The sequence below is a fragment of the Nocardia vermiculata NBRC 100427 genome (assembly GCF_001613265.1).
Classification (GTDB): Bacteria; Actinomycetota; Actinomycetes; order Mycobacteriales; family Mycobacteriaceae; genus Nocardia; species Nocardia vermiculata.
The window spans coordinates 326,050-339,766 of record NZ_BDCA01000002.1 but is presented as its reverse complement, the minus strand read 5'-3'; the positions used below and the strand labels follow the sequence as shown (position 1 = coordinate 339,766).

Annotated in this window: 14 protein-coding genes; 7 read left to right on the top strand and 7 right to left on the bottom strand. The window is 67.3% G+C overall.

Going from position 1 to position 13,717, the window contains the following annotated elements:
* Positions 1 to 42 precede the first annotated feature (42 nt).
* From NV2_RS05265 to NV2_RS05250, 4 genes are all read right to left on the bottom strand, one after another.
* Positions 43 to 768 (bottom strand): DUF8020 domain-containing protein, encoded by a 726-nt coding sequence (locus NV2_RS05265; RefSeq protein WP_067870067.1) that lies wholly within the window; start codon positions 766 to 768, stop codon positions 43 to 45.
* Between the two features lie 15 nt (positions 769 to 783).
* Positions 784 to 1,488, bottom strand: coding sequence for a DUF8020 domain-containing protein (locus tag NV2_RS05260; protein ID WP_157102748.1), 705 nt, complete (start codon positions 1,486 to 1,488; stop codon positions 784 to 786).
* A 160-nt stretch (positions 1,489 to 1,648) separates the two neighbouring features.
* Positions 1,649 to 1,996 (bottom strand): DoxX family protein, encoded by a 348-nt coding sequence (locus tag NV2_RS05255; RefSeq protein ID WP_067870063.1) that lies wholly within the window; start codon positions 1,994 to 1,996, stop codon positions 1,649 to 1,651.
* 52 nt (positions 1,997 to 2,048) lie between these two features.
* Positions 2,049 to 2,468 carry a hypothetical protein gene (locus NV2_RS05250; protein WP_157102764.1) on the bottom strand — a complete coding sequence of 140 codons (420 nt, stop codon included), beginning with the start codon at positions 2,466 to 2,468 and terminating at the stop codon, positions 2,049 to 2,051.
* Between the two features lie 259 nt (positions 2,469 to 2,727).
* On the opposite strand from NV2_RS05250, the gene NV2_RS05245 reads away from it, so the two are divergent.
* The 7 genes from NV2_RS05245 (at position 2,728) to NV2_RS05215 (ending at position 10,305) form a co-directional block, all read left to right on the top strand.
* Positions 2,728 to 4,182, top strand: coding sequence for an aldehyde dehydrogenase family protein (locus tag NV2_RS05245; protein WP_067870059.1), 1,455 nt, complete (start codon positions 2,728 to 2,730; stop codon positions 4,180 to 4,182).
* 237 nt (positions 4,183 to 4,419) lie between these two features.
* Positions 4,420 to 5,922 carry a 2-methylcitrate dehydratase PrpD gene (gene prpD, locus NV2_RS05240; RefSeq protein WP_067870384.1) on the top strand — a complete coding sequence of 501 codons (1,503 nt, stop codon included), beginning with the start codon at positions 4,420 to 4,422 and terminating at the stop codon, positions 5,920 to 5,922.
* Positions 5,922 to 6,836 carry a methylisocitrate lyase gene (prpB, locus tag NV2_RS05235; RefSeq protein ID WP_067870057.1) on the top strand — a complete coding sequence of 305 codons (915 nt, stop codon included), beginning with the start codon at positions 5,922 to 5,924 and terminating at the stop codon, positions 6,834 to 6,836. The genes prpD and prpB overlap by 1 nt, the downstream gene beginning before the upstream one ends.
* Positions 6,833 to 7,960, top strand: coding sequence for a bifunctional 2-methylcitrate synthase/citrate synthase (locus tag NV2_RS05230; protein WP_067870055.1), 1,128 nt, complete (start codon positions 6,833 to 6,835; stop codon positions 7,958 to 7,960). The genes prpB and NV2_RS05230 overlap by 4 nt, the downstream gene beginning before the upstream one ends.
* A gap of 90 nt (positions 7,961 to 8,050) precedes the next feature.
* A complete protein-coding gene (locus NV2_RS05225) occupies positions 8,051 to 8,239 on the top strand; it encodes a hypothetical protein (protein WP_067870053.1) in 189 nt (62 codons plus the stop codon).
* Positions 8,240 to 8,335: 96 nt separating this feature from the next.
* Positions 8,336 to 9,169 carry an enoyl-CoA hydratase-related protein gene (locus NV2_RS05220; protein WP_067870050.1) on the top strand — a complete coding sequence of 278 codons (834 nt, stop codon included), beginning with the start codon at positions 8,336 to 8,338 and terminating at the stop codon, positions 9,167 to 9,169.
* 38 nt (positions 9,170 to 9,207) lie between these two features.
* Entirely contained in the window at positions 9,208 to 10,305 is a 1,098-nt protein-coding gene (locus NV2_RS05215) for a saccharopine dehydrogenase family protein (RefSeq protein WP_067870382.1), read from the top strand.
* A 29-nt stretch (positions 10,306 to 10,334) separates the two neighbouring features.
* Here NV2_RS05215 and NV2_RS05210 read toward each other — a convergent pair whose 3' ends face one another.
* The 3 genes from NV2_RS05210 to NV2_RS05205 form a co-directional block, all read right to left on the bottom strand.
* The gene (locus NV2_RS05210) at positions 10,335 to 11,366 is read right to left on the bottom strand and encodes an alpha/beta hydrolase (protein ID WP_084473900.1); all 1,032 of its coding nucleotides are present in this window, start codon (positions 11,364 to 11,366) and stop codon (positions 10,335 to 10,337) included.
* 114 nt (positions 11,367 to 11,480) lie between these two features.
* Complete coding sequence (locus NV2_RS32625) at positions 11,481 to 11,615, bottom strand: hypothetical protein (RefSeq protein ID WP_281198520.1); 135 nt, start codon at positions 11,613 to 11,615, stop codon at positions 11,481 to 11,483.
* 58 nt (positions 11,616 to 11,673) lie between these two features.
* Complete coding sequence (locus NV2_RS05205; RefSeq protein ID WP_067870049.1) at positions 11,674 to 13,635, bottom strand: heavy metal translocating P-type ATPase; 1,962 nt, start codon at positions 13,633 to 13,635, stop codon at positions 11,674 to 11,676.
* Positions 13,636 to 13,717 lie beyond the last annotated feature (82 nt).

The window sequence follows — 13,717 nt, the reverse complement described above, 5'->3', positions numbered from 1 at the left end:
CATCGCATGCGGGCCACTCGAGCTATTTGGTACGACCGACTTTCAGTTTCCGGTACCCGAGGACGACCCGCTGTTCAGTCCCTTCGCCGAGCCGCTGGGCAGTTGCAGCGGCGGGTTAGGCACACCGGCCCCGTGCGGATCTGCCAGTTCGGGTGTGCCGGCGTACCGGCTGTGTCCGGGTGGCGCCCCGAGCACGGTGAGGTAGTCCCACAACCCGACCGCCAGAGCACCACCACCGACCAGCACGGTGCCCGCGATACCGCCTGCCCCGGCGAAGGCGGCGAGTGCCACCGGAATCGTTGCCAGACAGGCGGGGCCGACCACGAGGCAGGTACTCGCGCCGACCGCGATGCCGATCACCGCACCGACGACGGCGCCCACGATCGACCCGATCAAGGGGCCGCGTTTCATGGTGGTGGCGAAATCGCTGAGGGCCATCTGGTTCTCCAGCGTGGAGGCGACCGGCCTGGTGGCGAGCTCCGGTGTGAGCGTGAGGGTTCCGCCGTCCTCGGTAATTCCGGCGTCGATGCGGTGGGTGACACCGTCGAGGGTGTAGTGGGCGGGGAGCCGGGCCACCGACTCTCCGTCCATGGTGACCCGAATCGAGCCGTCCTCGGCTCGGCTGAAGCCGCCGGGCCCGAAGCCGCTGAGAACGACAGCGGTTGCGGTGGTGTCGATCCGCGGCGACGGGTCGGCAGCAGCGGGGCCCGCGAACGCGGTACTGCAGGTGAGTGTCACGGCGGCCGCCGCAACGATACGTGTGAGCATGGTGGGGTCCCCCGATCAGCGCCCGGCGTCCGGTACGCCCGGCCGGCCACGCAGGTCGGGAGCGTATTCGCTGGCGCCAGGAGGCGCGGTGATCGTTCGAATGTATCGGTACACGCCGTAGGCCGCGCTCGGTCCGCCGCCCAGCACCAGCCCGCCGATGCCGCCCACACCGCCGGCCAGGCTCACGATCGGCAGCACCGCGAGCACACAGGCGACACTGATCACCACGCAGGTGGCGCCCGCCAGCGCGATACCGACGCCGATGCCGAGCGCCGCGCCGACCGCCGTACCGACCAGCGCTCCCACCGAGGTGCCGATGCTGACCGTGCTGACCAGATCGTTGAGTGCGAGTTGATTCTCCAGCGGTGAGGCGACCGGGCCGAGCGCGTTGCGGTCCAGGCCCGCGGTCTCCGGTGTCAGGGTGAGAGTGGTGCCCTCGGTGCCGATCCGTTCCCGGATCGGCATCCGCCGGCTGCCGACCTCGTAGGCCAACGGGAGGGTGTCGAGGACCCGGCCCGCTCGGTCGCGCACGGCGACGACGGTGCCGGCCGGGTCGGCGGCGAACGTTCCATGCGTCAGTTCGACTGTCACCACCCCGGATTCGTCAGCGGTGGCGTGATAGCCGACCGGCTCCGGCGTGGGTTCGGCCGTGGCCGTTCCCGCGGCGGTGACCATCGCCGCCGCGCATATCATCGTGATCGTCGGGACTCGTAACTTCATGGGGCGCGCCCTTCACCCTGGCCTCCCGGGCGCTCATGACACCCGGCCCGAACCGGCCATGTTGTGGCACAACAGGTTCGGGAGCAGGAATGTAACGTGGTACCGCTCTGGCCTGTCGAGTCCGTCTCGTTCAGCGATACAGTTGTTTCGTTTCCGGGGGTCAGCGAGCCACCTGGAGGACAAGCGTCGCGGCCGCAGGCGCCAGGTACAGCACCGGGAAGATCGCGGTCCCGTACGAGCGGGCGCGCAGCGCCGTGGCGACCGCACCGGCGAAGTACAGGATCAGCCCGACAGCGGCAGCGATACCGATCGGCGGAAGCAGGAAACCTACGAGCAGTCCCACTGCTCCAGCGGATTTGGCCAGGGCGAGCCAGTTCCACCAGCTCTGCGGGACGCCGTATCGATCGAGTGGTTCGACGACGAATTCGCTCTTGTTGAACAGCGAATAGCCCGAGAAGCCGACCCACAGTGCGGTGACGGTGCCGACGATGTAGTACGCGATATCCATACCGGGGAGACGACGCCGGGTGCCGCACTGTGACATGGCCGCGGACTCGAGGTCAGGTGCGCTGCAGTGTGACTCCCGCGACCGGGTAGGGGGCTGCGATGGGTGTGCTCGCGATGTTCAGGGTGCCGATCCAGTGTCCCTGCCGGGGGTCGATATCGCGGATATCCATGCCGATCGGCACGCCCTCGAGGGTGATGTACGCCTGATCCGGTCCGACGATGTTCTGCCGCCCGGTCTTGGACCAGTCGGCGCAGCGCAGGGTGACGGTCGCGCCGTCGGGGAACACCTGGAGATCGCAGTTCTCCATCGGCGTACCGAGCACATTGGCCGGATGCCGGGTGATGTGGTAATTCCCGGCCGGGATCACTCCGCTGCGGGGAAATTCCGGGTCGTCGGCGGTGGCCGTGGCCGGGACGGCGCATACGGCGGCGGCGATCAGTGCGGCACCGGCCGCGGCGTGGCGAATGTTCACTGGTCCGGCTCCCATCGGTCGATCGGTCGCAGTCACCGTATGCCGAGCTGCTCGGCAACCGGCTCATCCACCAGGAGAGTTCCCCGCAGGCGCCGATGAAACCGTGACGGTCGTACCCGTACGTCGAGGGTAATGCTATTCTCGTTATTCGAGAATAGAAGATCTGTTTCTGAATAAAGCGATTTCAGTGCGGCGGGCGCGCCTCGCGAGGGCCGGACGGGCGCGATCTGCGTGGGCGGGCAGCACGGAAGGAATGCATATGACACTGCAGTCGGTACTGGACGAACTCCGTCAACGGCCCGGTAAAGGTGAGGTGATCCCGGTCATCGATCCGGTCACCGAGGAGCAGATCACCGAGTTCACCGATTGCGGTCCGGAGGCCGTGGACGATGCGGTGGCCCGGGCGCGTGCCGCATTCGAGGCGGGCGTCTGGCACGGTCTGCCGGACCGGCAGCGAGCCAGGATCATGTGGCGCATCGCGGACCTGATGGATCAGCACGCCGAGGAGTTCGCCCAGCTCGATTCGCTCAATACCGGTATGCCGATCGAGCAAGCGCGGATGATCGTCCCCACCTGTGCCGAATTCTTCCGCTACTACGCCGGCTGGTGCACCAAGGTGAACGGCACGGCGCACGAGGTGCAGATGGAGGGCGGCGTCTCCGGTGAGTTCGCCGAGATGCACGCCTACACACTGAAGGAGCCCTACGGTGTGGTGGGGCTGATCTTCCCGTGGAACGGCCCGATCTTCAACGCCTGCGCCAAGATCGCCCCCGCACTGGCCGCCGGATGCAGCAGTGTCGTCAAACCTGCTGAGGAGACACCGCTTTCGGCGCTGCTGCTGGACCGGCTGATCACCGAAGCCGGCGTACCGGACGGGGTGGTGAACCTGCTGAACGGTTACGGTCACACCGCGGGCGCGGCGCTCGTGGCGCATCCGGACGTGGAAAAGATCGCGTTCACCGGTTCCACCGAAGTGGGTAAGAAGATCGTCGAGGCGTCGGCCGGCAATCTCAAGAAGGTCATGCTGGAACTCGGCGGCAAGTCCCCGGTGCTGATCTACGACGATGCCGATCTGAACATGGCGATCATGATGGCCTCGATGGGCATCTTCGTGCATTCCGGCCAGGGCTGTGTCTGCGGCTCCCGCATCTTCGTGCAACGCGGCGTCTACGACCAGGTCGTCGAAGGTATTGCCACGATCGCGAATTCGCTGAAACTGGGCGGGCCGAAGGAGGAAGGCAGCAATATCGGCCCGCTGATCAGCCAGAAGCAGCTCACCCGCGTGATGGGCTACATCGACGAGGGTAAACGCGACGGCGTCGAGGTGGTGACCGGCGGGCACCGGCTCGACCGGCGCGGCTACTTCGTGCATCCCACGGTGCTGACGAATGTCGACCGCAGTGCGCGGCTGTACCGCGAGGAGATCTTCGGCCCCGTCGTCACCGTGCTGCCCTTCGAAGACGACGACGAGGCCGTCGCACTCGCCAACGACACCAGCTACGGCCTCGCGGCCACCGCCTGGACCACCAACCTGAGCCGGGCCCATCGCATCGCCAAGCGGTTGCAGGCCGGAACGGTCACGTTGAACAGCCAGCTGGTCTTCGACCACGCGGTGCCGTTCGGCGGGTACAAACAGTCCGGCTGGGGACACGAATTCGGGCGCGAAGGTGTGGAGGCGTACCTGCAAACCAAGTCCGTGTGGGCTCAGCTGTAGGCCACCACCCCCGAAGCAGACCGCCGCCCGGCGGCGAACCCGTGCGACGACACGGCTTCGCCGCCGGGCGTTTTGCGTTCGCCCGGGCCGCGCCCGGCTCCCGACTACTACGCAACTGTCGCAACTTTGCTGGATCGGCGACACATAAATCGGCAGTTGCGAGGCATTTCGAGTACAGAGCACCGTCGTTAGCGTGGGAAGAGAGCGAATCGACCGAGTTCTCGGAGGCCTGTGACCGTGAAGAATCATCTCGTCCGTACCCACCGTTCCGCTGCGGAATTCCCGCGCGCGGAACACCTCGCCTGGAAGGTGGCCGAGGTCGCTACCGATCCGGTGGAGGTCGCTGCGGACACCGAGGAGATGATCGTCAACCGGATCATCGACAACGCCGCGGTCGCCGCCGCCTCGCTCACCAGGCGGCCGGTGTCCAATGCCCGCGCGCAGGCACTCGCGCACCCGTACCGGCAGGGTTCGACGGTCTTCGGCGTGGACGGCCGCTACTCGCCCGAGTGGGCGGCCTGGGCCAACGGTGTCGCCGTGCGTGAGCTCGACTTCCACGACACGTTCCTGGCCGCGGAGTACTCCCATCCCGGTGACAACATTCCGCCGATCCTCGCGGTGGCCCAGCACGCCGGCCGCACCGGCCGCGACCTGATCCGTGGATTGGCCACCGGTTACGAGATCCAGATCGACCTCGTGCGCGCCATCTGCCTGCACGAACACAAGATCGATCACGTCGCGCACCTGGGCCCGTCGGCGGCGGCCGGGATCGGCACCCTGCTCGGTCTCGACACCGATACCGTGTATCAGGCGGTCGGGCAGGCCCTGCACACCACGACCGCGACCCGGCAGTCCCGCAAGGGGGAGATCTCGAGCTGGAAGGCCTACGCCCCGGCCTTCGCGGGGAAGATGGCCGTCGAGGCCGTCGACCGGGCGATGCGCGGCGAGGGCGCGCCCGCACCGATCTGGGAGGGGGAGGACGGGGTCATCGCCTGGATGCTCGGCGGCCCGAAGGCCGAGTACTCGGTACCGCTGCCCGGTCCGGGCGAGGCCAAGCGCGCCATCCTCGACTCCTATACGAAGGAACACTCCGCCGAGTATCAGAGCCAGGCGCCCATCGACCTGGCGCGGCGCATGCGGGACCGGATCGGCGAGCTGGACCAGATCGCGTCGATCGTGCTGCACACCAGCCATCACACCCACTACGTGATCGGCACCGGTTCAGGCGATCCGCAGAAGTTCGACCCGCGGGCCTCCCGTGAAACCCTCGACCACTCGGTCACGTACATCTTCGCGGTCGCGCTGCAGGACGGCACCTGGCATCACGAGCGTTCCTATGCCCCCGAGCGGGCGCAGCGCCCGGACACCATCGAGCTGTGGAACAAGATCTCCACCGCGGAGGATCCGGAATGGACCCGGCGCTACCACTCGACCGACCCGAACGAGAAGGCATTCGGTGCGCGGGCCGAGGTCACCCTGAAAAGCGGTGAGGTGATCGTGGACGAACTGGCCGTCGCCGATGCCCACCCCCTGGGCGCGCGCCCGTTCGCCCGTGACCAGTACATCGCGAAATTCCGCACTCTCGCCGAGGGAGTGGTCGACCCCGCCGAACAGGACCGCTTCCTCGAAGTGGTCCAGCGCGCGGGTGAGCTGTCGGCTGCCGAGCTGCCGGAGCTCACCTGCACCGTGTCGGCGGACGTACTCGCCCGCGCGCCTCGGTCGCCGAAGGGACTGTTCTGATGACCGGACTACTTGCCGCGAATACCTCCGCCCCCGATAAGCGCGCCGCGTTCCGCGACGGGCTGAATTCTGGCCGCCTCCAGCGCGTTCCGGGCGCCTTCAACCCGTTGGTGGCCAAGCTGATTCAGGAAATCGGCTTCGAGGGTGTCTATGTTTCCGGTGCGGTGGTCTCGGCCGAGCTGGCGCTGCCGGATATCGGGTTGACCACCCTGACCGAGGTCACCGAACGTGGTCGCCAGATCGCCCGGGTAACCGATCTACCAGTCCTGATCGATGCTGATACCGGCTTCGGTGAGCCGATGAGCGCTGCCCGCACCGTCACCCTGCTCGAGGACGCCGGTATCGCGGGACTGCACCTGGAAGACCAGGTCAACCCCAAGCGCTGCGGCCATCTCGACGGCAAAGAGGTCGTACCCACCGACGAGATGGTGCGCCGTCTCGGTGCCGCGGTCGCCGCGCGTCGCGACCCGAACTTCGTGATCTGCGCCCGCACCGACGCCGCCGGAATCGAAGGGATCGATGCCGCGATCGAGCGAGCGCAGGCGTATGCCGAGGTGGGTGCGGACCTGATCTTCACCGAGGCGCTGCACACCGTCGCCGAATTCGAGAAATTCCGGTCGGGGGTGTCGATTCCACTGCTGGCCAATATGACCGAGTTCGGCAAGACCGAGCTGCTGCCGGCGCAGACGCTGGAGTCGATCGGCTACAACGCGGTCATCTATCCGGTGTCCACGCTGCGCCTGGCGATGTGGGCGGCCGAGACCGGGCTGCGCGAGATCTACGAGACGGGTACCCAATCGGGCCTGCTCGACCGGATGCAGCACCGCAGCCGCCTCTACGAATTGCTGCAGTACGAGCGCTACAACGAATTCGATTCCGATATCTACAATTTCAGCCTGGGGAGGCACCAGTGACGGCGAAGCACGCAACCCCCACCATCTCCAAGGGCCTGGCGGGGGTCGTCGCCGACACCACCGCGATCTCCAAGGTGGTACCGGAAACAAACTCGCTCATCTACCGCGGTTACGCGGTGCAGGACCTGGCCGCACACTGCAGCTTCGAGCAGGTTGCCTATCTGCTGTGGCGTGGCGAGCTCCCCGACGCACCGCAGCTCGACCGGTTCTGCCGGCGGGAACGGGCGTATCGGCGCGCGGACCGCTCACTGCTGTCGCTGGTGGCGAAACTGCCCGAGAACTGCCATCCCATGGATGTGGTCCGCACCGCGATCAGCTATCTGGGTGCCGAGGACCCGGCCGAGGACGACAACTCCCCGATGGCCAACCGGGACAAGGCATTACGGATGCTCGCCGTGCTGCCCACCATCGTGGCTGCCGACCACCGCCGCAGGCGTGGCCTGGATCCGGTCGCGCCGGACCCGCAGCTGGGTTTCGCCGAGAACTTCCTGACCATGTGCTTCGAGCAGGCGCCCGCGCCGGAATTGGTGAAGGCCTTCGAGGTATCGCTGATTCTGTATGCCGAGCACAGCTTCAATGCCTCCACTTTCGCCGCGCGAGTGGTCACCTCGACGCAGTCGGATATCTACAGTGCCGTCACCGCTGCCATCGGTGCACTCAAGGGCCCGCTGCACGGCGGTGCCAACGAGGCGGTGATGCACGACATGCTCGAGATCGGTGATCCGGCGCGCGCCGAGCAGTGGTTGCGTAGCAAGCTGGCGAACAAGGACAAGGTGATGGGTTTCGGGCACCGCGTCTACAAGAACGGGGATTCCCGGGTGCCGACGATGAAGAAGGCGCTACTCGACATTGCCGCCAGGACCGACGGGCAGCGGTGGGTCGAGATGTACGACATCCTGGAGCGCACCATGGTCGAGGTCACGGGGATCGAACCGAATCTCGATTTCCCCACCGGCCCGGCGTATTACCTGCTCGGATTCGATATCGAGGTGTTCACACCGATCTTCGTGATGAGTCGCATCACCGGCTGGACGGCGCACATCATCGAGCAGGGTGCGTCCAACTCGCTGATCCGCCCGCTGAGCGAATACGTCGGCGCCGACCAGCGCTCGGTGCTCACCTGAAGCGGTCTTCAGCTCACTTCAGCCTGCCCTCAGCCTCTGCCTGCGATCTTGGTCTCGATCGAGATCCGGTATCGAGAGGAGAGCAGGCTCATGGAACAGACACTGCGCATCGACGGCCATCTCTACCGGCTGCTCGGGGCAGCGCCACTGTCGACGAAATCCCGTGCGTGCTACGGCAAACGGCGCTACACCCTGGAGCGGGTCGCCGACGGCTCGGTGTGGGAATCCTTCGGTGCCCGCCTCAATCCGGCTGCCGAGCTGGTGCGGCGCATCGAGTGAGGGGACGGCCGGTACGGTGCGGCGGCGGGAGCTGTCCGTGCCGTCCCGGCCGTCGTAGTATCGGGCTATCGACCGCTCGACAACAAAGGTGCAGCGATGACCTACGAGACCATCAAGTACGACGTCACCGATGCGATCGCGACCATAACCCTGCACCGGCCCGAGGCACGCAACGGTTTCACCGCGGCCATGTCGAACGAACTGTCCGACGCGTTCACCCGCGCCGACGCCGATGATGCGGTGAAGGTGGTCGTCTTCACCGCCTCCGGCGACTACTTCTGTGTCGGTATGGACATGTCCGTACAGGGCGAGCCGGAGGATATGGAGGACCCGGAATGGGTGGAGTGGGCCACCCGCGTCGCACGGCCGATGACGAACTCGAACAAGCCGATCATCGTCGCGATCCCGGGTGCGGCGGTCGGTGTCGGCATCACCATGACACTGCCCGCCGACTTCCGGCTCGCCGCCGACGATGCGCGCTTCGGATTCGTTTTCGGCCGCCGCGGCCTGGCCCCCGAAGCCGGGTCGCTCTGGTACCTGCCGCAGTTGGTCGGCCTGGCCAAGGCCAAGGAATGGATGCTCACCGGCCGTCTCGTCGATGCGTCCGAGGGCCTGTCGGCCGGCCTCGTCACCAGCCTGCACCCGCGTGCGGAATTGAGCGAGGCCGCCTACACCCTGGCCCGCGAACTGGCCACACAGATGGCCCCCACCTCGGCGGCCGTGATCCGGCGCGGGCTGACCGCGATGACCGCGCACGGCAGCCCCGAGGCCGCGTTCCGGCTGGACCGCAAGACCATCCCACATGCCTTGCGCGGCAAGGATATCGGCGAGGGAGTGGCCGCCTTCCTGGAGAAACGTGACCCGAAGTTCGTCGGCGTGGCCCGGACCGATATCCCGCAACTGGCGGACTGGCTCGACGGGGCCGAATAAACGATGCGGACGGATACGACCGGAAACGGGTGATCACATTGCCGAAGATTGTTGTTTTCGGGGCCACCGGGTACACCGGCCGGTTGACCGCGGAGGTCCTGCTGTCGCTGGGAATGTCTCCGCTCCTGGCCGCCCGCAACCCGACCGCGCTGCGGACACTGGCCGATGAACTCGGTGGCGCCGACACCGCGGTCGCCGATGTCTCCGATCCTGCCTCGGTGCGCGCCCTCCTGGACCGCGGCGATGTGTTGATCACGACGGTCGGCCCGTTCCTGCGCTACGGGGGTCCGGCCCTCGCCGCGGCGCTGGACGCGGGTGCGCACTATTTCGATTCGACCGGGGAAGGACCGTTCATCCGTACGGTCTTCGAGCACGACGAGCAGGCGCGCCAGGCCGGTGTCGGGCTGTTGAGCGGGTTCGGATTCGACTATGTGCCCGGCAATCTCGCCGGTGCCCTGGCGTTGCGCGACGCCCCGGATGCGGTCCGCGTCGATATCGGCTACTTCATCGACACTCCGGGAACCAGCGGCGGCACCCGCGCGTCGGTGGCCGGAATGCTGTTCGAGCGTGGATTCGCCTTGCGCGGTGGGGACGTCGTGCCGGTGCGAACCGGTGAACGGATCCACACTTTCGACGTCGAAGGCCACGCCCGCACCGGTGCGTCGATCCCCGGCTCGGAGCATTTCGCTCTGCGTCGCTCCTATCCGAACTTGCGCGAAGCCGACGTCTACCTCGGCCTGCCGGCGGCCGTGGTGGCTCGGGGTTTCCAGCTCACCTCCCTGATCACCGACGCCACCGCACGCGTGGCACCGGTGGAACAGCTGGCGGAGAAGGCATTGCACAGTCTTGTCAAAGGCTCCACGGGCGGTCCCAGTACCTCGGCGCGGTCGAGGAACCGAACCTGGGCGGTCGCGGAGGCACGCGACAATGCCGGCCGGGTGCTGTCCTCGATCACCCTCGCCGGTGGCGATCCCTATGATTTCACCGCCGCGACCCTCGCGTGGGGCGCGCAGACCGCACTGGACGGCGGCCTGCGCGGCACCGGCGCGTTGGGACCGATCGACGCATTCGGCCTGGACGCGGTGAGTGCCGCCGCATTCGATGCCGGGTTCGCGGTCACCGCGTCCGGCCGCTGACTCCGCAGCGTCCGGCCGCTGGTTCCCGATCAGTCGGCGCGGCTCCCGATCGTTCCGGCCAGGAACGGCCAGGACTCGTGCAGATCGTCCTCCCAATAGCCCCAGGAATGGGTGCCTACCGGGCGATCATCCACTGTCACCGGGATATTCAGCTCGTGTAGGCGCCGGGTGAGATTGACCGTGCAGTAATGCACCGCCGCCTCGATGGGACCGCCGAAGGCGATCTGCACCGGCAATGGGATCCGGCCCTCGGCCACCCGCCGATCCGTTGGAGTGTCGTGTGGTGCCGCGGGGAGGCCGCTGCCCGCACTCAGATAGACGGCGGTGCCACGCAAACGCTCGGCATTGAGCAACGGATCGTTGGCCCGCCACAGCGGACCACCGGCCGGGCCCCACATGTTCTCGACACTGCGACCGCCACCCCAGTTCTCCACCGTCAGCCGGACGAATTCGTGTCCGATCGGATCGGAGGTCTGCGCGCAACCGCTGTAGGAGGCAACACTTTTCCAGAATCCGGGTTTGGCAATGGCCAGGTTCAGCACCGAGGTGCCACTCATCGACACACCCGCCAGCGCGCGATTCCCGTCGGCTCCCAGGAACTTCTCGATGACCGGCGGCAGCTCCTCGTTCAGGAAGGTCTGCCACTTGTTGCGGCCAAGCACCGGATCGTCGTGGATCCAGTCGGTGTAGTACGAGCTGGCGCCCCCGAACGGATTCACCACGTTGACGTCCTGATCGTGCAGGAACCGCAGCGCATCGGTCTGGGCGTCCCAACCGCTTTCCCCCGGGCCGCCCTGGGAACCGTTGAGCAGGTACAGGGTAGGGCGTGGCCTCGTCGTATCCGCGGCATGCACAACCAGTACGGGGATGGGGCGATCCATGGCCGGCGAATACACCATGACCGTTTCCTGCCGGTCGCCGGTGTGCTCCGCCGAGACCACCCGGGCGTCCGGCGGCGCCGCGGCGGCGGTACCGGAAATGCCGGCCAGACATCCCGTGGCGAGTGCGGTGGCCAGCAGCCACCGCGTACTCGTCCTGCGTATCGATCGCCGTTTCCCCACTACTCGGGCCCCTCTCGTTCGTGTCGGATGTACCGAATTCGAACGGCACCCATGGACTTCGCACAGACCCGGGCCGCGGATTGAAACGCGAGAAGAGGTCAGGGCGGGAAGTAGTCAGTCCAGCAGGCCGGGGAACTCCGCACGGAGCAGCCCGCGATCGGCGTCGGTCGGCTGTAGCGTCTCGAGCTCGCGGCGTCGGTGCGTCGCGCGCTCGCTGTCGTCGGCGGCCGTGTGGATGTCGATCAGCATGGCCAGGGCGCGAGCATGCTCGAAGCGGGGGAGTATCGAATGGCCGACGACCCGTAGGTCAGCGCGGTGTGGTTGCGGCGCGGCGCCAGGCGGCTGCTCGCAGCAGCCGTAATCCGTTGAGGCCGACCAGGATTGTGGAACCCTCGTGCCCTGCTACGCCCAAGGGCAGCGGGAGAGTACCGATGAGGTCCCAGAGCGTCAGTGCCGCGATGAAGGTGGCGGCGATGGCCAGGTTTGCGGTGATCACGCGGCGGGCGCGGCGCGACAGCGCGATGACGGTCGCGACGGTGGTGAGGTCGTCGCGGACCACGATGGCGTCCGCGGTCTGCACGGCGAGGTCGGATCCGCTGCGGCCCATCGCGATTCCAGCATGGGCGGCGGCGAGCGCCGGCGCGTCGTTGATGCCATCGCCCACCATGGCCACCTTGGCGCCGCCTGCTTGCAGGGCACGGACGGTATCGACCTTGTCGGCGGGGAGTAGCTCCGCGTGGATGTCGGTGATGCCCAGGCGCTCGCCGATCCGGTCTGCGGTGGACTCGTTGTCGCCGGTGAGGAGCGCGGGTGTGGTGCCGGTGACCGTGCGGGCGGCGCGCACCGCCGCGGCTGCTTCCGGCCGGAGCTGGTCGGCGAGGGCCAGTACCCCGATCGGGTCGTCGTCGCGGGTCACGACGACCGCGGTGTGGCCGCGCTGCTGAACGGCGTCGATCGCGGCGAAGGTCGCCTCGTGTCCGCGGCGGGACCGTGTTGCCGGTGCGCCGACTCCGATGACGTGACCGTCGACGCGCGCGGTGACACCGCGTCCGGGATGGGCTGTGAACTCCTCGGGGTATGGCGGCCGCAGACCGCGGTCGTGGGCGGCGCGGACGATGGCGGCGGCCAGTGGATGCTCACTGGGGTGTTCGGCGGTCGCGGCGAGCCGGATCACGGTGGCGTCGTCCACCGCCGCGGTACGGGAATGGACTTCGACCACTTCGGGTGTGCCACGAGTCAGCGTGCCGGTCTTGTCGAATGCGATGTGGGTGACAGTGCCGAGTTGTTCCATCGCGACCGCTGATCTGACCAGTACACCGTGACGTCCGGCAGTGGCGATGGCGGCCAGCAGCGGCGGCATGGTTGCCAGCACGACCGCACAGGGGGAGGCGACGATCATGAACGTCATCGCCCGCAGCAGCGCCCGGTCCAAAGTATCGCCCAACAGCAGCGGGATCACGAATACCGCGACGGTCGCCGCGACCATGGCGATCGAGTACCGCTGCTCGACCTTCTCGATGAACAGCTGGGTCCGGGCCTTCGTGCGGCCGGCTTCGTCGACGAGGACGGCGATCCGGGCGACAACCGATTCGGTGGCGCGCCGGTCCACCCGAATACGCAATGTTCCGGTGCCGTTGAGTGTTCCGGCGAAAACCTCGTCGCCGACGCCCTTGTCGACGGGGAGCGGTTCGCCGGTGATGGTGGCCTGATCGACCTCGCTGCCCCCTGCTGTGACGGTGGCGTCGGCGGGGATTCGCTCACCGGGTCGGACGATCAGCACATCGGCGACCTCGAGATCGGTGACCGGCACGGTCTGTTCGCGGTCGGCGTGGATGCGGGTAGCGGTGTCGGGCGCGAGGTCGAGCAGGCCGCGGACGGAATCCTCGGTGCGGGCGGTGGCGAGAGCCTCCAGCGCGCCGGAGGTGGCGAAGATGACGATCAGCAGCGCGCCGTCGGTGATCTGGCCGATCGCCGCCGCGCCGATGGCGGCCACCACCATCAGGAGATCCACATCGAGGGTTCGGTCGCGTAGGGCCCGCAGGCCTGCCAGGCCGGGCTCCCAGCCGCCGGCGCAGTAGCAGCTCAGATACAGCGCCCACCACAACCATGAGGGCAGTCCGGTGAGCTGTGCGGCGAGGCCGAGCAGAAACAAGGCCAGAGCCGCTGCTGCCCAGCGCATTTCGGGGAGCGCGAACAACTCGGTTCGATGCCCGGTCACTGCCGGTGCGGTCGCGGCCGGACGGGCCGGGGTGTGAGCCGGTGCGGCCACGAATCACCTCCAGGGGGTCGAGGTGGAAACTATAACAGTACATATGAAGAGATGTTCATCTGTACTCGTACGGTACGCTTCC